The sequence below is a fragment of the Pontibacillus halophilus JSM 076056 = DSM 19796 genome, assembly GCF_000425205.1.
In the GTDB taxonomy this organism is placed as follows: Bacteria; Bacillota; Bacilli; order Bacillales; family BH030062; genus Pontibacillus_A; species Pontibacillus_A halophilus.
Window position 1 is genome coordinate 17,856 of sequence record NZ_KE384328.1, and the last position, 24,473, is coordinate 42,328.

Here is a 24,473-nt window from a genome sequence, read left to right on the forward strand (position 1 = left end):
AACTAATAAATGAAGAGTGATTTCATGGTGCGGAAAGCGAGTGGTAGTTGCCCGCACGGTCCACACAAAAAAAGCTTGCAGAAAAACACGGGGTTTCTCTACAAGCTGAGGAATCTCTAGTTTATAGAGATTCCTCTTGTTTTATAGGAATGTACGTTTTACTCGATCCCAGTAGGAGTTATCTTTTAGTTTTACAGTCTTGATTCTTGTCTCAGCTAAACGAACGTGAACAGTCTCCACGTTTCTCACTGGTAATGCTTCGTTATCAGCACCGATAATCGGATAATCATTTCCATCCTGAATAATCTTAAGCGTTAACTCCCGTTCACCACCTAGAATGAAGGAAGACCCTAACGTACGATAACGATTGCTGTTCAATGAGGCAAGCTCAGTTACTTGGAAACAAGGAAGTTTCGGATCTACAACAGCGCCACGGCTGGACTTATTGTAACCGGTACTTCCAGTTGGGGTAGAAACAATTAATCCATCGCCTCGAAATGTCTCAAAATACGTATCGTCAATGTATACGTCCATTGCAATCGTCTTAATAAGAGAAGAACGAAGACTCATCTCGTTCAAGCATAGAAATGAGGATTCGTGATTTACGTTCATTTCAATAGTTGGGAAACGCCTAACCTCTAATGGTGCATGCTGCATCGAGTCAATCATTTCGTCGAATTGATCTAAGTTAAAGTCGCAGTATAGGCCGGATTGTTCTTCAGAGGTGGTTATACCTGTATACAAGACATCATCACGGAATCCTGTTTTACGTACCGCTTGAAGAAACGTACCGTCTCCCCCAATGGCAATAATGATGTTCGCATCGCTTGAATGGTGGACAATTTCAAAGCCGCTCTCTCTTGCGATGTCATATAGAGGCATTAGCTGCTGTTCTAATTCTTCTGATGGGTGATAGTAAAAATATAAATTTCTCCGTTGTTCCATCATTTTCCCCCTCAACTCATTTGTTTAAGCATATCATAATAACGCTTTCACAAGCCAACAGAATCGTCCGGCCGTTTAAAATGACTAAGGGCTGTGCACAATGGATATGGAAAGGAGGTGGGGGTATGTGGTGGACTATTGGAATTTTAGTTGCTCTCATTTGTATAATTGTCCTCTTCCTTCGTGCGAAGCTTCATATCACCTTCCTGTTTGTGCATCATGACGACCGAGATTTCATTCGCATCAAAGGGAAGTTCCTAACTTTCATTCGATTTAAGAAGGAGATTCCGCTTTTAGAGCTAGACAAATCTGATTTCTCAATTAAGACACGAGAAAAAACGGAAGCTGGGCACCAATCTAAAGAAGACAAGAAATCATACAATCCTTCAGAAATTTGGAACGGGATTAGACGGTTCAACGATTTCGTCAAAGATGTTATTGGGTTACATACCATTATTAGAAGGTTTATTAGAAAGATTCATGTAGATTCCCTAACGTGGGATTCACATATTGGCGCGGGAGATGCAAGCGCAACTGGCTTTCTTACAGGGGTAGCATGGGGCGTTAAAGGAAGTATTGTTGGAACAATAGCCAATGCGACAACCATGCATGCGTCTCCCTCCCTAACACTCGTGCCTCACTATCAAATGAAAATATCAAAGACGAGGTTTCAGTGTATGTTCTCTTTCCGCATTGGGCAAGCTATTTACGCACTGTTGCAAATCGCTCGGAATATGCAACACATTCGACCGAATTTGAAAAAGAAAACAGCACAAGTAGGAGGATAATCAATGTCTGAACATCCAATTCAAGGTCTAATGACGACAGCTATGGAGAACTTAAAAGATATGATTGATGTGAACACGATTATCGGAGATCCGGTAGAGACACCTGATGGAAGCACGCTTATTCTAACTGTGTCGAAAGTCGGATTTGGGTTCGCAGCTGGTGGTACAGAATTTCAGACGGAACATCACCGAAATGGGTCATCCAATTCTTCACAAGGCTCTTCATCTAGTCAGGAGCTTCCATTTGGTGGAGGTAGCGGTGGTGGAGTTTCCATTACCCCAATTGCATTTCTTATCGTTAACAAAACAAGTGGAGTGAAAATGATTCATTTGGATGAAAATACACATTTATATGAACGTATGCTTGACTTGGCTCCGCAGGCTGTTGAGAAAATACAAGAGGCCTTGAGTAAGAAAGGGCAAAACCAAAACAATCAAAACCAACAGAACGGCCAAGGCAACAGCCAATACCAGAACTCCAATCAGCAAAACGGATTTAATTAGACATATAGAAAAACTGCCTTCATAATAAGTTTGAGGCAGTTTTTCTATTTGGTCTTGTTCTAGAGCTCTTAAGGGACAAGGCTCGTTATTTAAAGGAGGAAATACATATGGCAACCGTTACATTTAAAGAAAATCCAGTTACCTTAGTAGGCGATGAGGTGAAAGTTGGCGACCAAGCACCGAACTTCACTGTACTCTCAAACAGCATGCAAGAGGTATCCTTGAGCGACTATGAAGGAAGCGTTAAGCTAATTAGTGTTGTACCTTCCATTGATACAGGCGTTTGTGATGCTCAGACTCGTAAATTTAATGAAGAGGCTGGTCAATTAGACAACGTCAAAGTTCTTACAATCAGCATGGACCTGCCATTTGCTCAACGTCGCTGGTGTGGCGCGAATGGAATTGAAGATGTAGACACACTATCTGACCATCGCGATGCTTACTTCGGTGAAGCATTCGGCGTACTAATTAAGGAAATGCGCTTGCTTACTCGCGCTGTCTTCGTCGTTGATTCCAACAACGAAATTGTTCACGTTGAATACGTCCCTGAAGCAACGAATCATCCAGATTACGATGCAGCGATGGACGCTGTTCGTTCCGCGCAATAAATCTTTCCCGAGCTCCCCATCTCGAACTAGAGGTGGGGAGCTTTTTATCCAATAATAAGCAATGTGACTCTGTGAGTTCACATATAGCGTTTAGACATTGAGTTTGCTAAAATAAATAAGTTGAACAATGTGAAGGAGGGAAAGGCGATGGAACAAGATAAAATTGAACAGCTCTATCAACTCATTGATGAGTTGGCTGGGAAGATTGAAGCCGCAACTGAGGTTCCTTATTTAGATGCCATCACCCTAGTTTGTGATTCTATTTTAGAGGACGAGCCAAAAGAAGCACTTCCATCTGAATTACAGGAAGAGGTTAAGCAGAAAATAAGTGAGATCAGTAATATAGATGATTGGACGAAAGAAGAACGTCGTAAAGGGATGCAACTTGCAATCCTTAAAGGAATGAAGGGCTCTACGCAACAACAGCATTACATTACGCCAGATGCCGTAGCCATGTTCATGGGGTACTTAATTCAGAAGCTACTCCCAATTGATGGTACGCCGCGCTTATTTGACCCGGTCATTGGTACAGCCAATTTAATGACAGCTGTGTTGAACCAGTTGAAACGTGATGTAGACGCATACGGAAGCGACGTTGACCCGTCACTCGTACAACTAGGCGTTGCAAATGCGAACTTGCAACAACAGGACATTGAGTTCTTCCACCAAGACAGCTTACGTCCATTCTTACTTGAGCCAGTGGACTTTGTTATGGCAGACCTGCCTGTTGGCTATTATCCAGATGATGTAAATGCAAGTAATTATGAATTGCAGGCGCAAGAAGGGCATTCTTATTCTCATCATCTTCTTATGGAACAAGGATTGAATTACTTGAAAGATGGAGGATTTGGGCTGTTTCTAATCCCTAACTTCTTATTTGAAGGAGACCAATCAGACCAACTTCATGAGTTCCTGCAGAAGCACACGCACGTCTTTGGAGTTCTCCAGTTGCCAGAGACGATGTTCAAGAACGAGAAGTTTGGAAAGAGTATCTTTATCATTCAGAAGAAAGGTAGCGAGACAACACCGCCTAATCAAGCTTTAATCGCTCAACTGCCATCGTTTAAGAATGCAAAAGCGATGAATGATATGCTTACTCAAATTAATGAATGGTTTAAAGAGTATTTGTCAAAAAAATAAGAATATAAAGATTTCGACTAGTAAGCGATTCCATTTCCTTGTCTGTCTTGAAAAGGGCAGACGAGGGTGGTTAAATGGAATTTGGAATCGCATACGAACCTAGATTAAGGGGATGAACCAATTGAGCAAAATTTTAGCGGTTAATACAGGTAGTTCTTCACTGAAGTTTCAGCTGATCAACATGCCTGATGAAGAAGTAATCACAAAAGGTGTGGTAGAACGCATTGGATTAAACGATGCGATCTTCACGATTGAATACAATGGTGAAAAAGACAAGACAGTAACAGAGATCCCAGATCATAAAGTAGCGGTAGACCTTCTTATTGATGCATTGACTCTACGTAACATCGTAGAATCATTAGATGAAATTGATGGTGTCGGCCACCGTATCGTACACGGCGGAGAGAAGTTCGATGACTCTGTTATCATCACTGAAGAAGTGCTTCAAGAAATTGAAAACTTAGCGGAGCTTGCTCCACTTCACAACCCGGCACACTTGGTGGGAATTCGTGCGTTCCAAGAGAAGTTACCGAACGTACCAGGGGTTGTCGTATTTGATACGGCGTTCCACCAATCTATGCCGAAATCTTCTTATCTTTACAGTGTTCCTTATGAGTATTATGAAGATTACGGAATTCGTAAATACGGTTTCCACGGTACATCTCACAAATACGTTTCCCAACGTGCAGCTGAGATGTTAAACCGTCCACTAGACCAACTACGAATTCTTTCTTGCCACATTGGCGCAGGTGCAAGTATTGCAGCTATCGACGGCGGCAAATCCATTGATACTTCTATGGGCTTTACACCTCTAGCTGGTGTAACAATGGGAACTCGTTCTGGTAACATTGACCCTGCATTGATTCCATACATCATGCAGAAGACTGGTAAAACAGCTGAAGAAGTTATCGAAGTCTTGAACAAAGAAAGTGGTCTATTGGCGCTGTCTGGTGAATCCAGTGACCTTCGTGAAATCATTGAAATGGCGAACAACGGTGATGAGCGCGCAGAAGTAGCACTTGAAGTATTTGCAGGCCGTATCCACAAATACATCGGTTCCTACGCTGCCCGCATGCACGGAGTTGACGCCATCGTCTTTACAGCAGGTGTAGGCGAGAACAGTATTCCAATCCGCGAACGTGTACTACGTGGACTAGAATTCATGGGCGTTTACTGGGACCCTTCCTTGAACCAAGTAATGGGTGAAGAAGCGTTCATTAACTACCCTCATTCCCCAGTTAAAGTCATGGTCGTTCCTACGAACGAAGAAGTAATGATTGCTCGTGATACCGTACGTTTGATCCAGCCTTAATAATAGTAAGACAAGCTGCCGATTTAAATCGGCAGCTTTTTTTAGGTCGATTTTAGGGGGGATAGGCGATAGAATGGAAGAAAGCGACAATAGGGAGGCGATGTGGTGAGTAAAGAAAGGGTCATTCACGATATTCGGTCTTGGGAGGAACAGTGGGAGAAGTATCGCGCGAACGATTTTGAGCTCATGTATGACCAATGGTTGCGCCAATCAGTTGACGGGATGGGGGAGAAGTCCAGGAAGAGAATGTTCCATCAAATTGACCAATGGCTGTTTCATACTCATTCGTACATACACGGGACGGCTTTTCAAAGTGAGGCGAGAGAGCGAATTCTGACTAGCGGCCGTATCTTTAATGAAGAGGTTCATGAACTACATGATATGAAGAAGCTCTCGATTGACCAGTTGTCTTACTTAGCACACCAGCATATGTCGAAAGGGAAGATTTATTCATTTGCCCAAGGGGGGTTAACGGGGACAGGAGGGTTCATCCTCCTTGGTGTGGATTTTCCACTAATGATGATTTTAAACTTGCGGGCTGTCCAACTGATTTCTTTAACATTTGGCTACGAAGTGAATCATCCGTACGAGATGATGATTTCGTTGAAAGTATTCCATGCAGCAACATTGCCTAAGCGGCTTCAGAGACAAGCCTGGAATGAGCTGAAGGAAGAAATCAAGCATCAAGATACACGGTTTCCTTATTTCTATGAAGGGGATGAGGAGCTGGCGGATGTAACATGGCTTGAGCAACCACTGAGGCAGTTGACCAAGACGTTGTTTATCGTTATGTTCCGCAAGAAACTGATACAAGGTTTACCGATTGTTAGCATGGTTGCAGGTGCGACGATGAACTATCAGTTAACGCGGCAAGTGACGGAATTTGCTCTTCGCTTTTATCAATATCGAAATTTATATGAACAAGGGGAACTTTCATGACTGTAGAAGCACACATAAGAAAGAACATGCAACCGGTGCGTTGTAGTGTGATTACTGTTAGTGATACGAGGGATGAAACGACGGACCGCAGTGGGAAATTAATGATGGAGTTGCTTGAGGAACAAGGTCAATCTCTTTCAAGCTATAGGATTGTGAAAGACGAGGAAGAGTTGATTCAGGAAGCCATTATGGCAGAAGTTCAACGTGATGACGTGGATGTGGTCCTTCTGAACGGGGGAACGGGCATTGCCAAACGAGATGTGACGATTGAAGTTGTAGAATCTATGGCAGACAAGATCATATCGGGATTTGGTGAATTGTTTCGAATGTTAAGTTACACAGAGGATATTGGCACAGCAGCTATGCTATCTCGAGCAACGGGGGCTGTGGTTCGTTCGACTGGCGTTTTTGCTACCCCTGGTTCTAGTGGAGCCGTGAAGCTTGCGATGGAACGATTAATCTTACCAGAATTGGTTCATATACGGAATGAATTGAAGAAGTAACGGTGCTGTCGTTGCTTCCTTTCGTTCGTTAAAAAAGTATTTTGTTGAGTTTTATACTGGATTTATCTGGCATATCCCTTTATAATGTTCTATATAAAGAACAATAAATGGGGAGTTGCCAATGTATGGAGAACGAATTCGGGAAATCCGTCATCGAAAGCGGATGTCTCTATCAGAGCTAGCTGCTTTATCAGGCATATCCAAATCGTACTTAAGTCAAATCGAGCGTGAGAAACAGCAAAATCCGAGTATTCAGCTCCTATCCAAAATCGCAAAAGCATTAAACGTAAGCATCCATGATATTATTCAATTGGAGAAAGAGACCGAAGACCAGCGAGCGGTCACTTCATTAAAGCACCAGCTAACGTTCCAGGCGGGCAAGGAGAAGGATTGGGAGATTATCAAGCAGCTCGAAGAAGTCATTGATCTGTTAAAAGAGAGGAACAGGATGTAACGAATACAAGGTTCTTAGCTATTCGACTATGATTGCCATAACTCGTACTGTTTTTAAACATCTTCTAACAGAATAATCGCTTTCGTTCGTGTATAGTGAACCTATATCATCCTTCAGCTAAAGGCAAATTGGTCGAAAGGCTAAGACGCAAAGCTCCAGGTCTACGGGGATACCTATGATGGCTGAGCTACCTGAATAGCAGGGGGGAATACGGTTGGATAAGGAGAATGAGAAGCAGTGGGTCTTGTTGCTTAAAGAAGCGAAGCAACTAGGTTTGACCGTAGATGAGGTTAAAGATTTCCTGAATGAAAAGAAGAATCATGTCGTAAAATGTAAAATTGGGTAGGTCAATTCCTTTTGAAGTATGTTCCTGGTAAACGGGTTGTGATATACTTCTTTACAGAAAGAAGGTGATACCGTGATCGGGGAACGTATTAAAACGCTTCGCTTAGGTCAAGATTTAACATTATCTCAACTTGCAGAACGAGCGAATGTTGCGAAATCCTACTTAAGCTCAATTGAAAGAAATGTTCAACAAAACCCTTCCATTCAATTTTTGGAGAAAGTATCACGGGTATTGGATGTGTCCGTAGACCGTTTGTTGCATGGAGAAGACGAGGATACTCTTGACTCGGAGTGGATGCAACTTGTTCACGAAGCAATGGAGTCCGGCGTAAGCAAAGAGCAGTTCAAAGAATTTCTGGAATTCAATAAATGGCGACTCAATCAAGATAAAGATACATAAAAAACCAAGCACTCCTTATAGGATGCTTGGTTTTTTATGTGGGTTTAGGATTCATCTTGCTGTTTACGTACGACGAGTACATCGCACGTTGCATACCGCGTAATATGTTCAGAGACGCTTCCAATAAAGAATCGTTCCAGTGCATTTAAACCAGTCGCTCCACAAATAATTAAGTCTGCGTGGAATTTCGGTGCCACTTCTTTCGCAATCTTCAACTTAGGGGAACCGTACGTAATCGATGTAGACACCTCATTAAGACCAGAGGACGTAGCCTGCTTCTCATAATCTTCAAGTAAATCGGACGCATACGAGTCGGCTCGCTCTGCAACAACACGGTCATAGGCTTCTACCGTCGCAAAGGAACGGGTATCCACTACATGGGCAATTAACAGAGCAGCTTCATTTCGTTTCGCTATTTCCACGGCTTTCTGAAACGCATGTGCTGACGTCTTAGAACCATCAACTGCACAAACAATACGATTATATTCAAACATATAGATTCCCCCTTTTCTATTCTCTATCTTTATTATAAGTCGTAAAATTCTGAAAAACAAAAGAATTTTTCACACTCATTTTCTTTTTATTCCATGAGAGAACATAGCGGAGGTTAGACATACTACAACAAGGGAGGTGTTGATGATGAATGAGAAGGAAAAGCGTGATGAACAACTTTATTATGATGACCAAGGTGATCAAATTACAGCTCAGCAATTAAATGACAGCTATGCAAGTGGTTCTATCGATGATACGGTTACTCAACATAAAGCGAAGTAATACGAAAACCCCGCCTTCCTTAATCGAAGACGGGGTTTTTCATTAGGACTCAATTTAGTTTGAAGAGAGTTTGGTAGCGATGTAATAGCTCATGGCAGTTACGATAAATGCAATAAATCCAGATGATTGTTCGTAAGGCAACGAAAAATAAACGAGCGTACCTATTCCGATAGTGACAAAAGGACTAAGAAATAGCGTGTCTCCTTCCGTCATGACGTGAAAATCTCCTTCAGATAAAGATGCTCGTTTAACGACAAGAAAGTCAACCACGATAACTGCAGACAAAGGGACAATGAGCCCGCCTAGCAAACGAATATAATATTCTGCCTGTGTCACGATTGTAGGAAAGGAGCTCAATACAACTCCTAAACTTCCAAAGATCAGTGCACTCTTAACGCGAGAAAGAGAAGAGAACGTGTTCAGCAGGCTGTAACCACCTGTGTAGGCATTATTGATATTGATGGATAACATAGATAACAGAGCGGTTAACGTGATGAGCCCGATGAGCCACAGGAATGCGGCCTGTTCACTCGTTGCTACGTATGGATTAACATCATTAAATAATGTTGCTGCCCCGCTCCCTAGTACGGCGGTCATAAGGAAACCGAGTGCGTTCCCAACAAACAGCCCATACGCTCCTTGCTTAGGGGTAACGGCATACCTTGTTACGTCTGCTGAAGCGCTGACACCTGATACATACTGAACAAAGGCAAGACTGGCATAGAAGAGCCCCACCTTTATATGTTCTCTTTGGAGCATTGGGTTAGACGTTAGAAGTGAAGTTGCTGGTTCTTCTGTAGTAAAGTATAAAGAGAGCATAACTAATTCACCTAGTAACAACACGGGCAAGAAGTACGTAGTAGCCTGCTTAAACGCTTGAAATCCAATTGTGGCTAGTGTGACCATTAGGATGGCCAGTGGGACTGAAAGGAAGAGAAAGGGGATTTCGTTCCCTGTCGTGCGTGAAAGAAACTGCTGAAGCACATAGGTTCCACCGATGGTTTGGACACTGAACCAATACAAAGAAGTTATGCTTCGAATTGGAGAAGACACCAAGCGTGCTCCTTTCCCACCTAGAATGGAACGGATTGCATATTGAGCTGGAATCCCATATTTAGATCCTGGCAAGGTTAACAACGATACAAAAAGAAACGCGAGCAAAGCTCCGATTGAAGTATAGAAGACAGCTGTCAAGAACGGTAAACCACCGTTCATAACGGCGAGAGCAGGAATTAAGAAGTTCCCGGTATTTGCAGACATCGTAAATTGTATAAAGGCATAGCGGTACCATGAAGTGGTCCGTTCTTCAATGGGAACGGATTCAAGACCGTAGCGTTCAATCCTGATTGATTTATGTTGTTCTGAATGACCCATATTCATAATTTTTCCTCCTACCGCATTTTATTCTAGCGGAGGGGGGGTGTAGTTGTAAATGAGAGAAGGAGGCTATATGATGCGACATGCTATTATTACTGCAGGCTCAAAAGGATTAGGTCGTAAAGTTGCTGAACAATTATTAGAGAAAGGATATTCCGTTACCGTTACTTATCGCTCTGACGAAGCGAAAGCGCTCCAATTGGTTGAGACCTATCCCCACTTGAAAGATTCAATCCAACTCCTTCAGGTAGATGTGACGAAACAAGCTGATCTTGAACATATGGTAGACGCAGCGTACAAACGATTTGGCCGTGTGGACATTATGATAAATAATGCTGGGCCGTATATATTCGAGAGGAAGAAATTAATGGATTATACTGACGAGGAATGGAATCGGATGATTCGTGGCAACTTAGATGCCGTGTTTTACACACTGAAGAAGGTTGTCCCGATTATGAGAGACCAGCAATTTGGCCGAATCGTTAATTATGGATTCCAAGGTGCGGATTCTGGTGTCGGATGGATTTACCGCTCTGCCTTCGCGGCTGCCAAATCAGGGTTAGCTTCCTTAACGAAGACGATTGCTTACGAAGAAGCTGAATACGGAATTACATCTAATATGGTCTGTCCGGGGAAAATCGTAGGGGAGATGAAAGAAGCCTCCATTGATTCGTCGCGTCCCCATTATGATTCTGAGACTCCAATTGGAAGAGCTGGAACGGGTGAAGACATTGCTAGAAGTATTCTATTCTTTATTGGGGATGAAGCCGATATGGTAACAGGTACGGTGCTCCAAGTGGATGGAGGAAAGGAAATTATTCACAAATATCGACAATAAGGAGCTAGTCACTTTTCGCATGATTTGATATAATTGAAAAGGTTTACATTTGTCGTTTTTATAAATATATTGACAATTCATTCAACTTTCTTGAGGATTAGAGGGGAATGGATTGCATCAATCATGCGTTAGCTGGTTGTTATACATTGTTGGGAGGTATCAGAACATGCGGATCGGTATACCGAAAGAAATTAAGAATAATGAGAATCGAGTGGCCATCACTCCGGCAGGGGTAATGACGCTCTTACATGCGGGGCATGAAGTAGTTGTGGAACAAGATGCAGGTATAGGTTCTGGTTTCACTAACGAAGAGTATCAGGAAGCGGGAGCGCAGGTCGTGGCGACTGCCAGAGAAGCTTGGGGACAGGAAATGGTCATGAAAGTAAAAGAACCTCTTAAAGAAGAGTACGATTATTTCTATGAAGGCTTAATCTTATTTACATACCTTCACTTGGCAGCGGAACCTGAATTAACGAAGGCGTTAATCGAGCGCAAAGTCATTGGCATCGCATATGAAACCGTACAGTCATCGAATGGGTCTTTACCTTTATTAACACCTATGAGCGAAGTGGCTGGCCGAATGTCTGCACAAATAGGCGCCCAATTTCTAGAGAAATCACGCGGAGGTATGGGAATCTTGCTTGGTGGAATTCCTGGAGTTCGTCGAGGTAAGGTGACTGTCATTGGGGGTGGCGTAGTAGGTACAAACGCAGCGAAGATTGCTTCGGGACTTGGTGCCGATGTGACCATTGTCGATTTAAATCCAGAACGTCTACGTCAACTTGATGATATCTTCGGTTCTTCCATTAACACACTCATGTCTAATCCTTTGAATATCCAAGAGGCCATTCAAGAATCGGACTTAGTCATAGGTGCCGTGCTCATACCAGGAGCGAAAGCACCGAAGCTTGTGACTGAAGAAATGGTTTCCAATATGATGGAAGGTTCTGTGATTGTAGACGTTGCCATTGACCAAGGTGGAATCTTTGAAACAACAGACCGAATCACGACTCATGACAATCCAACTTACGAGAAGCATGGCGTACTTCATTATGCTGTAGCCAACATGCCGGGAGCAGTACCTCGAACATCTACAATTGGATTAACCAATGTTACGGTCCCATACGCATTGCAGCTAGCCAATAAAGGCTATCAACAAGCCGCGAAGGATAACGAACCGCTATGTAAAGGAATCAATACGATTAACGGTTATGTTACGTATAAGGCTGTTGCTGAATCTCATCAACTAGATTATGCGGACATTCATGATTTACTTTCCCAATAAAGAGTATGACAAGCTGTTAGAGCATTAGGAGGATTTATAAAGTGAAATCCTAATCGAATAAAGCTTTAATAAAGAACTGTGTAGGCCTTATGTTTCCTACGCAGTTCTTTTTTTGTAGCCGCGCATGTAAGAAAGTAATCTCAATGAAACGTTCCACATACTTCCATCGTATATGTGGGTAATAGGGTTAAACAGTGGGAGAATACGGGTAGATGGTTACTAAACAAAGGAGGAAAAGGGTATGTTTACATTTTTCAAACGTTTGAGGACACTTGTGGGATCAGAATTAAATGCGCTACTCGATCGTGCGGAAGACCCAGTTAAGATGCTTGATCAGTTTATGAGAGAAATGGAAACAGAAATAAAAGAAGTAGAATCTGCTGTAGCTGTCCAAATGGCCAATGAGAAGATGATGAAGAGGAAGTATGAAGATGAGAAGTCGTTCGTAGAGAAACGAGACGAACAAGCGATGAAAGCATTAGAAGCAGGAGACGAAGATCTCGCACGTCGGACGATTGCAGACAAGCACAATCATGAAGAGCAAATGAATCAACTGAACAACTCTTATGAACAGGCATCTATGGATGTAAGAGAGCTGAAGGATAAATTAGAACATATGAAAAATGAGTATCAAGAAATGAAAGTAAAGAAAGATTCATTACAAGCCCGTGCACAAGCCGCCCAAACGAAAACAAAAGTAAACCGTGCTCTAAATACCTTTGGTAGTGAGCACTCTAAGCATGGATTTGAGCGGATGGAGAAGAAGGTGCTTCAATATGAAGCAGAGGCTGAAACGACAGAAGAGATGAAGCATACGAATCACTCACTAGACGATGAATTACATGCATTAGAGGATAACCGTGTAGACGCTGAGCTTGCCAGGATGAAAGAGCGTGCCAATAAGCACGGTTAACCGTTAAAGTTAAAAAAAGAGGGCGTAGTACCTGCATATTCCGGGTAACGCCATAAGGAAAGAATCTAGTCAGGGGAGTGGATAAGTGTGAATGTATCGTTCCATGGACACGCAGTCGTAAAGGTAGAAGCAAATGGGAAAACAATTTTATTCGATCCATTCATCAATGGAAATGAAGGTACAGACCTTGATGCGAGTTCTGTGCAAGCAGATGTCATCTTACTAACTCATGGACATGGAGATCACGTCGGAGACACGGTTGAGATTGCCAAACGAAATGATGCACTCGTTGTAGCTACAGCAGAGCTCGCAACGTATTTAAGCTTCAAAGGCGTGAACGTTCATCCGATGCATATTGGCGGTGCACACGAATTTGACTTTGGTACCGTTAAATTTACACAGGCCTTTCATGGCTCTAGCTTCACAGAAGAAGAGAATCAATCGATTGTCTATACTGGGATGCCTGGAGGAATTCTGTTAACGATTGACGGGAAAACAGTCTATCATATGGGTGACACAGGGTTGTTCTCTGATATGAAGCTAATTGGTGAACGAAATGACATTGATTTAGCATTTGTTCCGATTGGGGATAACTTTACGATGGGGCCTGAAGACGCTACAATTGCCGCACAATGGATTCAGGCAAAGCAGGTGGTCCCAGTACATTACAATACGTGGCCACTAATCGCTCAAGATGGTAATGCATTTGCGAAGGGATTACCAGATGGCATTGGGAAAGCGCTAGCAATAGGAGAATCTATCGAATTATAGAAGTGTGGATGTGCCCTCGGGTACATCCTTTTTTCGGGGAGGAGAACAAATTATGATTGCTTATTTTACTAGACATGGACAAACAAAATGGAATACTGAACATCGTATGCAAGGCAGACAAAACTCTCCATTAACGTCGCTTGGGAAGGAACAAGCCCATTGGCTTGGTCACCGATTGAAGCATACAAGGATTGACCATATCGTTGCGAGCCCTTCTGAGAGAACGAAAGAAACGGCTGGTATTGTGAATGAATATTTAAATGTACCCCTCTCCACTGATGAACGCATTATGGAGATTGCGATGGGGGAATGGGAAGGGAAAACAAAAGCAGAGATTGAGAAGGAATATCCTGAGTCCGCTCATCATTTCTGGAATGAACCCCATTTGTTTCAATCTCACGGGGGAGAAAGTTTCCATGACGTACATGCGCGTGTAACAGATGTGATTAACGATGTTTCAGAACGATATCAAGGTGAGCATGTTCTGTTTGTCACACATGGCACAATGCTTAAGGTTCTTCAGGTTATGTTGGAGGAGAAAGACATTGAGCAGTTGTGGGAGGGCGCTTATATGCAGCCTACGAGTCTGTCTAAAGTGTCGTTCGAAGAAGAACATCCTTCGATCTTCTTTATGGGAGATACCTCGCATTATCGGGTAGACTAGTCATTTTCCCCTTCCTTCAAGCATAAAGTAGGACAAGATTGGTTGAAGGAGGAGACAGGGGATGATTCAACATGCGTGGCTTCGGATATTGCTCGCTTGTTTCTTGTTATATATGGCATGGCCATTTTTAGGGGTACAGGGAAGTACGGTCGCCACTCTTTTCTGGGGGGCGTGGTTAGCATTTTTCCTACTTGTAATAGGGGCTAATTTAGCGATTGTACTGCGGTTTAGAAGCAAACCTCAATTTCATGAGAAAGAAGAAAAGCGGCGTTTACTTGGGAGAAATTGAATCCAACTCCATTCATCTGTATAATAACACCAAGAGATTATACGACTAGTACAGTTGTGACAGAAAGAATGGTGAGTAGACCGTGGCTACAAAGCATGAGCAAATTCTGCAACACATAGATTCCTTGCCCATTGGAACAAAGATATCCGTACGAGGAATCGCGAAAGCGCTCGATGTAAGTGAAGGGACCGCTTATCGAGCAATCAAGGAAGCTGAGAATCAAGGTTCCGTTAGTACGATTGAACGTGTAGGAACCATTCGAATTGAGAAGAAGAAGAAAGATAATATCGAGCGGCTTACCTTTGCTGAGATCATTAACATTGTAGATGGTCAAGTGCTCGGCGGACGGGCCGGTCTCTATAAAACGTTGAGTAAATTCGTAATCGGAGCAATGAAGCTTGATGCCATGATGAGGTATACAGAAGCTGGGTCGTTACTTATTGTAGGGAATCGAACGAATGCGCATGAACTGGCTTTGAAGGAAGGCGCTGCCGTATTGATTACAGGTGGCTTTGATACGGATGAGCATGTGAAGAAGCTAGCTGACGAGAAAGAACTCCCAATCATTTCAACAAGCTACGATTCCTTTACAGTAGCGACGATGATTAATAGAGCCATTTATGACCAGTTAATCAAGAAAGAAATTGTCCTTGTTGATGATATCTATACTACGTTTGAACACTCGTATTACCTTCATACAGTGGATTCGGTTCGAGCCTGGCATGACCTTAATCAGAAGACCACCCATAGTCGTTATCCAGTGGTAGATGCTCATATGAAGGTTGTGGGGATGGTGACTTCCAAAGACATCATTGGCAAATCTCATGACATCACGATTGACAAAGTGATGACGAAACAGCCTATGACCGTGAAACAACAAACCTCTCTTGCGAATGCTGCTCATATGATGGTGTGGGAGGGTATTGAGTTAATGCCAGTAGTTGACCAACAACACAAACTAAAGGGGATTATCTCTAGGCAAGATGTACTTAAGGCACTTCAGCAGTTGCAACGTCAGCCTCAGGTAGGGGAGACGATTGAAGATTCGATAACGAGCCAGGTTGAGGAACTACATACAGAGCTTGGACCTATGTATGAAGTGACGATTACCCCTCAAATGACAAATGTATTAGGTACGCTGTCTTACGGGGTATTTACCTCTCTCGTTACAGAAGCGAGTAGCCGCATGCTTCATCAGCACAAAAAGGGAGACATTGTTGTAGAGAATCTCTCGGTCTACTTTATTAAGCCTGTACAGTTGGAGAGTGTCCTTTCTATACAGCCAAAGATACTAGAAGTGGGTCGAAAGTTTGCGAAGGTGGATGTTGAAGTGTTTCACGAGAAGAGTGTGGTGGGCAAAGCCCTCCTGATGGCTCAATTAATTGATCGTTAACAAGTAGCAGCATCGAACCATTCAATCGCCAAAAAAAAAGCACCCCGCTCGTCATAGACAGCGAGGTGCTTTTTTATGTACGTTCTCTTAATTGTTTTCTGTAGAATTTGGCGCGTCGATATCCATAGACGAATTGAGCGACTCCTAAGGCAACGAAGACAAGTGCGATTGCTAAGGCAAGTCTTGTCTGGTAGAAGACATACTGATTAGCACCGAACGCAATCATAAATACGCCGAGTGCAATGCGTGCTCGTGAGTTTGAATATACTTGATAAAGTGGGTCATCCGTACGAAGAATGATAACCTTAAAGTATAAGTACACGGTAATGGACAAAATGATTAGTAACACAAATAAAAACAAGCCCTCTCTGTCCTTTCTCTTGAAGTTTCCCCATCCTACTACGTATTGTAGCTGTAATTTTCATTTTTTTCTACCGATTTATAGTTGGGTATGATTAAATGATAGTACAAGTATCTATAAGGAGAGTTCTATGACGAAGTCTATGATTTTAGAGCAGATTGAGAAATTTGATACGATTATAATCCATCGACATGTGCGTCCAGACCCAGATGCACTAGGCTCCCAAGCAGGTCTTGGTAAGATGATACAAGCAAGCTACCCTGACAAACGCGTCTATCTCGCTGGAGAAGAGGACCCTTCCTTAACATTCTTAGTTGAGATGGATGAAGTAGCCGATGACGTTTATGAAGAGGCGCTTGTCGTTGTATGTGATACAGCTAACCGAGAACGCATAAGCGATGAACGTTATCATACAGGGAACTATCTTGTGAAGATTGACCATCATCCTACGGTAGATGAATACGGGGATCTCATGTGGGTCGATACGAATGCAAGTTCCACTAGCGAGATGATTTATGAGATGTACGAAGCGGCGAGTGACAAGCTTACTATGACGGATGAGGTTGCCCGCTTGTTGTACGCTGGCATCGTAGGCGACACAGGCCGTTTTCTATTTCCAAGTACAACGAAGAAGACTTTCCAATATGCAGCTGAGTTAGCTACGTATTCGTTTGACCGCTCTGCATTGTATAACGAGTTGTATAAGATGGAACATGCTGTTGCTCACCTTAAAGGGTACATGCTACAGAATTTCACGATGTCTTCCTCTGGACTTGCTCATGTGAAGATTACCACTGATATCTTAACGAAATATGACATCACTCCTTCCCAAACGTCTAAATTGGTTGGGACTCTAGGCGACATTGATGGCATAAAGTCGTGGGTAATCTTCGTCGAAGAAGAAGAATTAATTCGTGTACGCTTACGTTCAAAGGGACCAGTCATTAACGACATTGCAGCCAAATACAACGGCGGAGGCCATCCGATGGCTTCAGGAGCGACGATATACAAATGGGAAGATGTTGAGAACGTTCTTGCCGATTTAGAAGAGGTATGTAGAACGCACGAATCCTAAGCGAAATAAAATAGGGTCTGTGTATGCGTACACGACCCTTCTTCTCTATTATTGGGCTTTCTTTTCCTTCGGGATAAACCAACACCCATTATTTGTGTCGTCAATGTAAACAGAAATTCCACGTTTCTCGACCTCGCGCTTAAGTAGGCGTATCAGTTCCTTCGACTCTGCATAGGCAGTTTGCCCTTTAAGTAAACGCTCAATTTTGTCGTGAACCATTGTGCTAGGGTTCATGTAGAGCATGCGACTCACCCCCATTTCATTTAGCCTTATCTCTATTGTATTAGATGAGTGCCTACGCGGATATAGTTTTCTGAAAATTTAACAAAATGTACGAATTCTTATGGAGAACTGGTTACGCTTAGCTTTATTGAAAGGGAGAGCGTGGGGCCAATCGTTAAGTGGTCAACGTGAACGTTGTACTTCAAATCATCCACCTCATATTTCTTGTGCTGAATGGCTGAAATAAGCAATGTCCGACTATCTGAGATTGACTGTATACTTTGTCCGATGACGTGGCGAATTTCGTTTTTAATCATTTCTTTGAGTTGATGACTGATTAGACGGTCAAGCTTTAATTCTTTGTCGTTTGTAAAGTTGACTTCAATCTCCTGGATGGTAACCAACTCTTTTTGTTCTTTGTTCATTTCTTCTTTATCTTTATTTAATACTTCAAGCTCGAACTCCAAGTCTTTCACCTTCGCCTCCAAGGCAAGGTTTTCTTCCACCCATTTCTCCGCTAGAGATCCATACATGTAAAGGAATAATCCAAATGCTACAATCCCACCTATGAATACACCTGCGAAGAAACGCTGCCAACTAGGTCGTTTATAGTATGGAGGGATGTGCATGTTAATCAATCTCCTCTTGAATCATCCAACTAATAATCAGAATGGCGGATTGTACCCCGCCCATTGCAAATACAATAAGTAACGATTGTTTCACAAGGTCAATGGTAGAACCTTGTAAGATTCCTCGTTCAATGTTTGAGATTGCATCGAATGTCCCGCCTATTGCAGCTACGACGGCCCATATGCGTAAGCTCTTCGCAATTCGAGACATGGCTGTTAGTGGGGCGTCTCCAATTACGAATGCAGCCATGCTACCGATCAATGAGCCGCCAATGACAACGCCTAATGCAATGAAATAACATTGAAATGCAGAAGCGATAAATCGTTCTTCCATGCGGCATGCTCCTTACGAACTTGTCCTAGATTCCCTAGTACCAGTGTATGGATGACACAGCTGTCGTATGTCATCGTTTCATTTGAAATTCATTATGAGCTATAATAGAGAAACAATCGAACAAGAGGCGGGAGTTACTATGGAATTTGTCCACCTACAAGTCATTAGTGGATATAGCCTGATGAAAAGTACGATTACAATAGATAAATTAGTTCAAAAAGCAAAACAAGAAGGCTATACAGCCATTGCACTCACCGACGAAGGAGTTATGCACGGAACGGTTTCCTTCTATCAAGAGTGTATAAATCAAGGGATTAAGCCCATTATTGGATTGAAAGTTGAAGTGGAGACGGGCGATGAGGGAACGGATTCGCTTGTGTTACTTGCCAAGGATAGGCAAGGGTATGAGAACCTCGTTCAATTAAGTAGTTATCTGCAAATGAGCGAGCAAGGAACTGTGGAACGTCGAGAGCTTCGTCCTTATACAGAAGGGACGATTGGTGTCTTAAATGTCTTACAGTCTTCCGTTCATCAGCCTATTCTACAAGGGCGACATGACTTGTTGCAGCAGGAAATTCTAGAGTGGAAAGAGCGTTTCCAGCAAGGTGATTTGTACTTAGGTATTGAAGATCATGGACTAGAAGAAGAGCGCCATCTACAAGTAGCGATGGAGCAAGTTGAATCACTGATTGATTTGTCTGTTGTTGCGATGAATGATGTGCGTTATTTAAACAAAGACGACGATTATGTGTTTGATAGCCTTCAAGCCTTACGGGATAACCGTAAATGGTCGGGCCAAATTGAGGACTACACGGTTAAAAACCGGCATTTGAAATCGAAACAAGAACTCTATTCTCTATACGGGGAGTGGAAGCCGGAATACTTACAAAGAACGGTGGAGATTGCCGAACAGTGCAAGCTCGAACTATCATTTAATGAACGAATGTTGCCAAAGTATCCTACTCCTGATGGCTTAGCGAGCAGCGACTATTTAAAGCAGTTGTGTGAAAGAGGGCTATCAAAGCGTTATGGTTCATCTGTGACCGCAGTTCATGAGGAACGAATGACTTACGAATTGGACGTCATTCAGTCGATGGGTTTTAGCGACTATTTCTTAATTGTATGGGATTTCATGGCGTTCAGTCGTAAGGAAGGAATCCTGACGGGCCCTGGACGTGGCTCTGCGGCGGGTTCACTCGTTGCTTACTTACTCGGTATTACTGATGTAGACCCGATTCGTTACGAGTTATTGTTTGAACGTTTCCTAAACCCTGAGCGCGTCACGATGCCGGATATTGATATCGACTTTTCTGACGTCCGACGTGATGAGGTTATTCAATATGTTGCAAACAAGTATGGACAAGATCACGTTGCCCAAATTATCACATTTGGTACCTATGGTGCACGATCTCTAATCAGAGAACTGTCTAAGTCAATGGGAGTAGACCAACAAGAGTTAGCCTACCTAATGAAGTATATCCCACAACAGTCCTCTCAATCTGTTGCAAGTATTGTTAGGGAAAATGGTGACTTGCAGGAATATGTCAGTCAGTCACAACAGTTAAAGCAAATGTTCAGGATTGCAAGCAAATTAGAAGGACTTCCCCGTCATGCATCTACTCATGCCGCCGGAGTGGTGATTAGTGAACAGCCACTTATGAAACACGTGGCTTTAACGAAAGGGCATGAAGGGGTTCCTTTAACGCAGCTTGCGATGAATGATTTGGAACGGGTTGGTCTGTTGAAGATGGATTTCTTAGGGTTAAGAAATTTAACTTTGATGGAAAGAATAACGAATGGGATTGAACGAACAACGGGGCGGTCGCCATTCCATGCGAAGAAGGAAGAGGAAGACGAACGAACGTTTGAATTGCTGCGAAATGGGCAGACTTCAGGTGTGTTTCAGCTCGAATCAAGAGGGATGAAAGATGTGTTGCAAAGACTAAAGCCAAACCACTTTGAAGACATCGTAGCAGTCAACGCATTGTATCGACCGGGGCCACTTGAATTTATTCCAACTTATATTAAGAGGAAGCACGGGGAAGAGGCTGTGTCCTACCCACATCCAGACCTAAAACCTATATTGGACAAAACGTATGGAGTGCTCGTGTATCAAGAACAAATCATGCAAATCGCCAACCAGTTGGCTGGACTTTCACTTGGTGAGGCAGACGTATTAAGACGCGCCGTCAGTAAGAAGGATTATGACACGTTAGCCGAACAGAAGCAGACATTCGTAGATGGCTGCTACTCTAAAGGGTATTCAAAGAATGTAGCAGAAGAGATGTATGAGTGGATTGTACGCTTCTCAAACTACGGCTTTAACCGTAGTCACGCTGTCGCATATAGTGTGATTTCATATCAGCTTGCCTTCTTGAAAGCGAATTACCCACATCATTTTCTGGCGGAGTTAATGAGTTCTGTGGCTGGCCAAGAGGATAAGATCTCCATGTATATGAGAGAAGCGGCTGAAATGGGGATTGTAATCCGGCCGCCTTCGATTAATCAAAGCTTCGGGAAGTTCACGGTAGAAGGGAAATCTGTAAGACTAGGTTTATCAATGATTAAAGGGATCGGAAAGCCCGTCATTCAAGAGATTGTCCGAGCCCGTAAAGGGAAGCCATTCCGTAATCTATTCGATTTCTGCAGGCGAGTTTCATTGAAAGTAATGAACCAGACCGTGCTAGAGTCGTTAATCATGGCAGGGTGCTTCGATGACACGTATTCTAACCGAGCGTCCCTGCTTGCTAGTGTTCCTCATGCTATGGAACAAGGAGAGTTATTTAGTGAAGCGAACGAACAAGAGTCGTTATTTGGAGATGACTTTGAGCTCGATGGTACATATGTCGAAGTTGAACCGTTTCCCTTGCTGAAAGCTCTCTCTATGGAGAAAGATGTGCTTGGGATGTATATTTCCTCCCACCCTCTCCATTCCTACCGGTCGCTGTTAAAGGAGAATCACTATCAATCGTTAAAAAAGGCGAAACTAGCACAACCTAAGAAGAAAATGAAGAGCGTTGCTGTGTTACAGAACTTAAAGACGATCCGAACAAAACGTGGTGACCCAATGGCCTTTATAACCCTAAGTGATGAAGAGACGGAGATGGAAGGCGTTCTATTTCCTGACTTATTTCGAGAAGCAAGAAAGTGGCTCTCAGAAGAAATGCTCGTTTCCCTTGAGGGGAGGATAGAGGAACGGAATGGTTCCAAGCAGTGGATTGTGGATCACATTCTACCTTTTGATGAAACGGCACTAGTCGCTCAACCAGAACCTCGACTCTTCTTGAAGATCGTGGAGGAAGATGAGGCGAAACTGAAGGGGATTAAGAAAATAGCCGAGGCATCTCCAGGTCAAACCTCTATTATTGTTCACCATGCGAGTACGAAGGAGACATATGCCTTGCAACGTGCCTTTCTCGTAAACCCAACTGAAGAAGCGTTAAGTCAATTTAAGCAATTACTAGGAGATCGGAATGTGGTGCTAAAGTAGCGCATTCCTATTTCTTCTAGCAACTGACTCTATACTTTACAGGCATAATGGTTTTGTTATAATGAGGTATGTTAGTGGTCTGACCACTATGTGAAGCGTCAAACAATCTTTGTGATGATTGATAAAGGAGCGGGTTATTGTTGAGTAATCTACGTGAAGAAGCATTACATATTCACCGGGTTAATAAGGGGAAATTAGCCACTCATTCTAAAGTTCCAATTAAGAACAAAAAGGATTTGAGTCTAGCTTACTCTCCGGGAGTTGCAGAACCGTGTAAGGAGATTTACGACCACAAGGAGTCAGTCTATGACTACACGATGAAGGGGAACATGGTTGCGGTTGTCAGCGACGGTTCAGCTGTACTCGGATTAGGAAATATCGGTCCAGAAGCTTCTCTTCCTGTAATGGAAGGAAAGGCAGCTCTATTTAAGAGCTTTGCTGGAGTAGATGCATTTCCAATTTGTTTAAATACAAGTGACATAGATGAAATTGTAGAAACAGTCAAACGTATGGAGCCAACTTTCGGTGGAGTCAACCTTGAAGATATTGCTGCTCCGAACTGTTTCATTATTGAAGACCGCTTAAAGAAGGAAACAAATATTCCAATCTTCCATGATGACCAGCATGGGACAGCCATCGTTACAGTAGCGGGTCTAATGAATTCGATGAAGTTAACAAATAAACAATTCTCAGATTTGAAAGTCGTTATTAACGGCGCTGGGGCTGCGGGTATAGCAATTATAAAGCTTCTTTATCATTTCGGCGTTCGTGACATGATTATGTGTGATTCCAAAGGTGCGATTTATGAAGGTCGCGACTACGGAATGAATGACGTGAAAGAAGAAATTGCTAAGATTACGAACAAAGACCGTAAAGATGGAGATCTTGCGTCTGTATTACAGGGAACGGATGTATTCATTGGCGTATCAATTGGTAATTTATTGTCGAAGGAAATGGTGGAAAGCATGAATGACAATCCGACCATCTTCGCAATGGCCAACCCTGACCCTGAAATCCTACCAGAGGATGCGAAAGAAGCGGGAGCGAAAGTCATTGGGACAGGTCGCTCAGACTTTCCGAACCAAGTCAATAATGTACTGGCTTTCCCAGGTATCTTCAGAGGTGCATTGGACGTACGAGCAACTCGCATCAACGAGAAGATGAAGATTGCTGCAGCGGAAGCGATTGCCTCCTTGGTAAGTGAGGACGAGCTAAGTCCAGATTACGTAATTCCAGCTCCATTTGATACGCGTGTCGCACCTGCAGTTGCGGCTGCAGTAGCGAAAGCTGCGATGGATTCTGGTGTTGCAAGACGACAAGTCGACCCAGCAGAAGTGGCGGAGAAAACGCGTCAACTTGCATTAATTGAAGAGTCATAAGTAAAGACTGGGGAGGAAGTGTCCTTTCTCCCCTGTTTACTTGTGTACAAAGAGGAGTGATCCTGTCTGTGTCAACTCAATCAAAATCGAAAGTTTATGAAGAGGTTTTGAATGAGATCAGACGACTTATTGAAATTCAAGAGCTTGTCCCTGGTGACAAACTTCCATCTGAGCGTGAAATGGCTGAACAACTTGTTGCCTCCAGATCTTCGGTGCGGGAAGCGTTACGAGCAATGGAACTTCTTGGGCTTATTGAAACCCGTCGTGGAGAAGGAACCTTCCTAAGGGCTTACAGTCCGTACCATATGGTTGAACTTCTATCTGCCTTTATTCTTCAACAAGGGAAGACGAAGGATAATTTGAAGCAAACGAAGTATATTGTGGAGAAAGAAGCAGCTAAACAAGCGATGGAACGGTTGGACTCCTCTCATTTCATGCAATTAGAGAAACTTCTGAAGGAATTCGAGGAGTCGTCTGATACCATTCATTTCGAATTTTTTTCATTACTCTTCGAGGTGTTGGATAATGACCTATTTTATAGAATTTGGAGATTGATGGAGGAGTTCTCAAAGACTGTTCATCAGCCAGTCTATGAAATACGCACATATACCGCCCTTTTAGAGGCGCTAAAAAGGAAAAACGAGCAGGACATTAACGACTTATGTTCCGCTCTCTATGAAGAATAATGACCATAGGTAAAAGACAAAATTCTACAGTACTTTTACTGGTTTTGCATTAAAG

The 24,473-nt window shown here is 43.0% G+C and carries 29 protein-coding genes and 1 riboswitch; of the genes, 22 read left to right on the forward strand and 7 right to left on the reverse strand.

Annotated elements, in window-relative coordinates:
* Positions 1 to 141 precede the first annotated feature (141 nt).
* Positions 142 to 945 carry an NAD kinase gene (locus tag H513_RS0117715; RefSeq protein ID WP_026801914.1) on the reverse strand — a complete coding sequence of 268 codons (804 nt, stop codon included), beginning with the start codon at positions 943 to 945 and terminating at the stop codon, positions 142 to 144.
* 125 nt (positions 946 to 1,070) lie between these two features.
* On the opposite strand from H513_RS0117715, the gene H513_RS20665 reads away from it, so the two are divergent.
* From H513_RS20665 to H513_RS0117765, 10 genes are all read left to right on the forward strand, one after another.
* Positions 1,071 to 1,733, forward strand: a complete 663-nt coding sequence (locus H513_RS20665) for a DUF2953 domain-containing protein (RefSeq protein ID WP_051240142.1) — start codon at positions 1,071 to 1,073, stop codon at positions 1,731 to 1,733.
* A gap of 3 nt (positions 1,734 to 1,736) precedes the next feature.
* Entirely contained in the window at positions 1,737 to 2,237 is a 501-nt protein-coding gene (gene ytfJ / locus H513_RS0117725; RefSeq protein ID WP_026801915.1) for a GerW family sporulation protein, read from the forward strand.
* A 107-nt stretch (positions 2,238 to 2,344) separates the two neighbouring features.
* Complete coding sequence (tpx, locus tag H513_RS0117730; protein ID WP_026801916.1) at positions 2,345 to 2,845, forward strand: thiol peroxidase; 501 nt, start codon at positions 2,345 to 2,347, stop codon at positions 2,843 to 2,845.
* 147 nt (positions 2,846 to 2,992) lie between these two features.
* Positions 2,993 to 3,985: a class I SAM-dependent methyltransferase gene (locus tag H513_RS0117735; RefSeq protein ID WP_026801917.1), complete on the forward strand. Its 993-nt coding sequence runs from the start codon at positions 2,993 to 2,995 to the stop codon at positions 3,983 to 3,985.
* Positions 3,986 to 4,106: 121 nt separating this feature from the next.
* Positions 4,107 to 5,297 (forward strand): acetate kinase, encoded by a 1,191-nt coding sequence (locus tag H513_RS0117740; RefSeq protein ID WP_026801918.1) that lies wholly within the window; start codon positions 4,107 to 4,109, stop codon positions 5,295 to 5,297.
* Between the two features lie 105 nt (positions 5,298 to 5,402).
* Positions 5,403 to 6,236: an EcsC family protein gene (locus H513_RS0117745; RefSeq protein ID WP_026801919.1), complete on the forward strand. Its 834-nt coding sequence runs from the start codon at positions 5,403 to 5,405 to the stop codon at positions 6,234 to 6,236.
* Positions 6,233 to 6,739: a MogA/MoaB family molybdenum cofactor biosynthesis protein gene (locus H513_RS0117750; RefSeq protein ID WP_026801920.1), complete on the forward strand. Its 507-nt coding sequence runs from the start codon at positions 6,233 to 6,235 to the stop codon at positions 6,737 to 6,739. The genes H513_RS0117745 and H513_RS0117750 overlap by 4 nt, the downstream gene beginning before the upstream one ends.
* 121 nt (positions 6,740 to 6,860) lie before the next feature.
* Positions 6,861 to 7,193 carry a helix-turn-helix domain-containing protein gene (locus H513_RS0117755; RefSeq protein WP_026801921.1) on the forward strand — a complete coding sequence of 111 codons (333 nt, stop codon included), beginning with the start codon at positions 6,861 to 6,863 and terminating at the stop codon, positions 7,191 to 7,193.
* 112 nt (positions 7,194 to 7,305) lie between these two features.
* Positions 7,306 to 7,388, forward strand: a riboswitch (cyclic di-GMP riboswitch).
* Positions 7,389 to 7,407: 19 nt separating this feature from the next.
* On the forward strand, positions 7,408 to 7,539 hold the full coding sequence (gene sinI / locus H513_RS21750; protein WP_231572059.1) for a DNA-binding anti-repressor SinI: 132 nt from the start codon (positions 7,408 to 7,410) through the stop codon (positions 7,537 to 7,539).
* 72 nt (positions 7,540 to 7,611) lie between these two features.
* Entirely contained in the window at positions 7,612 to 7,938 is a 327-nt protein-coding gene (locus tag H513_RS0117765; protein ID WP_026801922.1) for a helix-turn-helix domain-containing protein, read from the forward strand.
* A 44-nt stretch (positions 7,939 to 7,982) separates the two neighbouring features.
* Here the strand turns inward: H513_RS0117765 and H513_RS0117770 are convergent, their stop codons facing one another.
* Positions 7,983 to 8,432 (reverse strand): universal stress protein, encoded by a 450-nt coding sequence (locus H513_RS0117770; protein ID WP_026801923.1) that lies wholly within the window; start codon positions 8,430 to 8,432, stop codon positions 7,983 to 7,985.
* A gap of 145 nt (positions 8,433 to 8,577) precedes the next feature.
* Between H513_RS0117770 and H513_RS22205 the strand changes: the two genes are divergently transcribed.
* Entirely contained in the window at positions 8,578 to 8,712 is a 135-nt protein-coding gene (locus tag H513_RS22205) for a hypothetical protein (protein WP_267879655.1), read from the forward strand.
* Between the two features lie 54 nt (positions 8,713 to 8,766).
* Here the strand turns inward: H513_RS22205 and H513_RS0117780 are convergent, their stop codons facing one another.
* Complete coding sequence (locus H513_RS0117780) at positions 8,767 to 10,092, reverse strand: purine-cytosine permease family protein (RefSeq protein WP_231572060.1); 1,326 nt, start codon at positions 10,090 to 10,092, stop codon at positions 8,767 to 8,769.
* Between the two features lie 52 nt (positions 10,093 to 10,144).
* Between H513_RS0117780 and H513_RS0117785 the strand changes: the two genes are divergently transcribed.
* From H513_RS0117785 to H513_RS0117815, 7 genes are all read left to right on the forward strand, one after another.
* On the forward strand, positions 10,145 to 10,927 hold the full coding sequence (locus H513_RS0117785; RefSeq protein WP_036769075.1) for an SDR family oxidoreductase: 783 nt from the start codon (positions 10,145 to 10,147) through the stop codon (positions 10,925 to 10,927).
* A gap of 166 nt (positions 10,928 to 11,093) precedes the next feature.
* Positions 11,094 to 12,212 carry an alanine dehydrogenase gene (ald, locus tag H513_RS0117790; RefSeq protein WP_026801926.1) on the forward strand — a complete coding sequence of 373 codons (1,119 nt, stop codon included), beginning with the start codon at positions 11,094 to 11,096 and terminating at the stop codon, positions 12,210 to 12,212.
* 241 nt (positions 12,213 to 12,453) lie between these two features.
* Positions 12,454 to 13,125, forward strand: coding sequence for a PspA/IM30 family protein (locus tag H513_RS0117795; RefSeq protein ID WP_026801927.1), 672 nt, complete (start codon positions 12,454 to 12,456; stop codon positions 13,123 to 13,125).
* 87 nt (positions 13,126 to 13,212) lie between these two features.
* Positions 13,213 to 13,896, forward strand: a complete 684-nt coding sequence (locus H513_RS0117800) for a metal-dependent hydrolase (protein ID WP_026801928.1) — start codon at positions 13,213 to 13,215, stop codon at positions 13,894 to 13,896.
* Positions 13,897 to 13,948: 52 nt separating this feature from the next.
* Positions 13,949 to 14,560 carry a histidine phosphatase family protein gene (locus H513_RS0117805; protein WP_036769084.1) on the forward strand — a complete coding sequence of 204 codons (612 nt, stop codon included), beginning with the start codon at positions 13,949 to 13,951 and terminating at the stop codon, positions 14,558 to 14,560.
* Positions 14,561 to 14,621: 61 nt separating this feature from the next.
* Positions 14,622 to 14,849: a cytochrome c oxidase subunit II gene (locus H513_RS0117810; protein WP_026801930.1), complete on the forward strand. Its 228-nt coding sequence runs from the start codon at positions 14,622 to 14,624 to the stop codon at positions 14,847 to 14,849.
* A gap of 82 nt (positions 14,850 to 14,931) precedes the next feature.
* Entirely contained in the window at positions 14,932 to 16,242 is a 1,311-nt protein-coding gene (locus tag H513_RS0117815) for a CBS domain-containing protein (protein WP_026801931.1), read from the forward strand.
* A gap of 73 nt (positions 16,243 to 16,315) precedes the next feature.
* Here the strand turns inward: H513_RS0117815 and H513_RS0117820 are convergent, their stop codons facing one another.
* Complete coding sequence (locus H513_RS0117820; RefSeq protein WP_051240143.1) at positions 16,316 to 16,591, reverse strand: YtpI family protein; 276 nt, start codon at positions 16,589 to 16,591, stop codon at positions 16,316 to 16,318.
* A gap of 142 nt (positions 16,592 to 16,733) precedes the next feature.
* Here H513_RS0117820 and H513_RS0117825 point away from each other — a divergent pair, with 142 nt between their 5' ends.
* Positions 16,734 to 17,678, forward strand: coding sequence for a DHH family phosphoesterase (locus H513_RS0117825; RefSeq protein ID WP_026801933.1), 945 nt, complete (start codon positions 16,734 to 16,736; stop codon positions 17,676 to 17,678).
* 48 nt (positions 17,679 to 17,726) lie between these two features.
* On the opposite strand, the gene H513_RS0117830 is transcribed toward H513_RS0117825, so the two are convergent.
* The 3 genes from H513_RS0117830 to ytrH form a co-directional block, all read right to left on the reverse strand.
* Complete coding sequence (locus H513_RS0117830; protein ID WP_026801934.1) at positions 17,727 to 17,921, reverse strand: YtzJ family protein; 195 nt, start codon at positions 17,919 to 17,921, stop codon at positions 17,727 to 17,729.
* A gap of 98 nt (positions 17,922 to 18,019) precedes the next feature.
* Positions 18,020 to 18,529: a sporulation membrane protein YtrI gene (gene ytrI, locus H513_RS0117835; protein ID WP_026801935.1), complete on the reverse strand. Its 510-nt coding sequence runs from the start codon at positions 18,527 to 18,529 to the stop codon at positions 18,020 to 18,022.
* Position 18,530: 1 nt separating this feature from the next.
* Positions 18,531 to 18,863 carry a sporulation membrane protein YtrH gene (gene ytrH / locus H513_RS0117840; RefSeq protein ID WP_026801936.1) on the reverse strand — a complete coding sequence of 111 codons (333 nt, stop codon included), beginning with the start codon at positions 18,861 to 18,863 and terminating at the stop codon, positions 18,531 to 18,533.
* A gap of 82 nt (positions 18,864 to 18,945) precedes the next feature.
* On the opposite strand from ytrH, the gene dnaE reads away from it, so the two are divergent.
* The 3 genes from dnaE (at position 18,946) to H513_RS20670 (ending at position 24,418) form a co-directional block, all read left to right on the forward strand.
* Positions 18,946 to 22,353, forward strand: coding sequence for a DNA polymerase III subunit alpha (dnaE, locus tag H513_RS0117845; protein ID WP_231572061.1), 3,408 nt, complete (start codon positions 18,946 to 18,948; stop codon positions 22,351 to 22,353).
* Positions 22,354 to 22,493: 140 nt separating this feature from the next.
* Complete coding sequence (gene ystJ, locus H513_RS0117850) at positions 22,494 to 23,732, forward strand: NADP-dependent malic enzyme (RefSeq protein ID WP_026801938.1); 1,239 nt, start codon at positions 22,494 to 22,496, stop codon at positions 23,730 to 23,732.
* Between the two features lie 68 nt (positions 23,733 to 23,800).
* Positions 23,801 to 24,418 carry a FadR/GntR family transcriptional regulator gene (locus H513_RS20670; protein WP_036769088.1) on the forward strand — a complete coding sequence of 206 codons (618 nt, stop codon included), beginning with the start codon at positions 23,801 to 23,803 and terminating at the stop codon, positions 24,416 to 24,418.
* Positions 24,419 to 24,473 lie beyond the last annotated feature (55 nt).

What these genes read in the sequence shown, in the direction of transcription:
- H513_RS0117755 (WP_026801921.1), top strand. Translation starts at nt 6,861, where the DNA reads ATGTATGGAGAACGAATTCGGGAAATCCGTCATCGAAAGCGGATGTCT.
- H513_RS20665 (WP_051240142.1), top strand. Translation starts at nt 1,071, where the DNA reads ATGTGGTGGACTATTGGAATTTTAGTTGCTCTCATTTGTATAATTGTC.
- H513_RS0117770 (WP_026801923.1), bottom strand. Translation starts at nt 8,432, where the DNA reads ATGTTTGAATATAATCGTATTGTTTGTGCAGTTGATGGTTCTAAGACG.
- ald (WP_026801926.1), top strand. Translation starts at nt 11,094, where the DNA reads ATGCGGATCGGTATACCGAAAGAAATTAAGAATAATGAGAATCGAGTG.
- ytrI (WP_026801935.1), bottom strand. Translation starts at nt 18,529, where the DNA reads ATGCACATCCCTCCATACTATAAACGACCTAGTTGGCAGCGTTTCTTC.
- H513_RS0117805 (WP_036769084.1), top strand. Translation starts at nt 13,949, where the DNA reads ATGATTGCTTATTTTACTAGACATGGACAAACAAAATGGAATACTGAA.
- tpx (WP_026801916.1), top strand. Translation starts at nt 2,345, where the DNA reads ATGGCAACCGTTACATTTAAAGAAAATCCAGTTACCTTAGTAGGCGAT.
- H513_RS0117830 (WP_026801934.1), bottom strand. Translation starts at nt 17,921, where the DNA reads ATGCTCTACATGAACCCTAGCACAATGGTTCACGACAAAATTGAGCGT.
- H513_RS0117750 (WP_026801920.1), top strand. Translation starts at nt 6,233, where the DNA reads ATGACTGTAGAAGCACACATAAGAAAGAACATGCAACCGGTGCGTTGT.
- H513_RS0117810 (WP_026801930.1), top strand. Translation starts at nt 14,622, where the DNA reads ATGATTCAACATGCGTGGCTTCGGATATTGCTCGCTTGTTTCTTGTTA.
- ytrH (WP_026801936.1), bottom strand. Translation starts at nt 18,863, where the DNA reads ATGGAAGAACGATTTATCGCTTCTGCATTTCAATGTTATTTCATTGCA.
- H513_RS22205 (WP_267879655.1), top strand. Translation starts at nt 8,578, where the DNA reads ATGAATGAGAAGGAAAAGCGTGATGAACAACTTTATTATGATGACCAA.
- H513_RS0117795 (WP_026801927.1), top strand. Translation starts at nt 12,454, where the DNA reads ATGTTTACATTTTTCAAACGTTTGAGGACACTTGTGGGATCAGAATTA.
- H513_RS0117715 (WP_026801914.1), bottom strand. Translation starts at nt 945, where the DNA reads ATGGAACAACGGAGAAATTTATATTTTTACTATCACCCATCAGAAGAA.
- ytfJ (WP_026801915.1), top strand. Translation starts at nt 1,737, where the DNA reads ATGTCTGAACATCCAATTCAAGGTCTAATGACGACAGCTATGGAGAAC.
- H513_RS0117825 (WP_026801933.1), top strand. Translation starts at nt 16,734, where the DNA reads ATGACGAAGTCTATGATTTTAGAGCAGATTGAGAAATTTGATACGATT.
- H513_RS0117780 (WP_231572060.1), bottom strand. Translation starts at nt 10,092, where the DNA reads ATGAATATGGGTCATTCAGAACAACATAAATCAATCAGGATTGAACGC.
- H513_RS0117785 (WP_036769075.1), top strand. Translation starts at nt 10,145, where the DNA reads ATGAGAGAAGGAGGCTATATGATGCGACATGCTATTATTACTGCAGGC.
- H513_RS0117735 (WP_026801917.1), top strand. Translation starts at nt 2,993, where the DNA reads ATGGAACAAGATAAAATTGAACAGCTCTATCAACTCATTGATGAGTTG.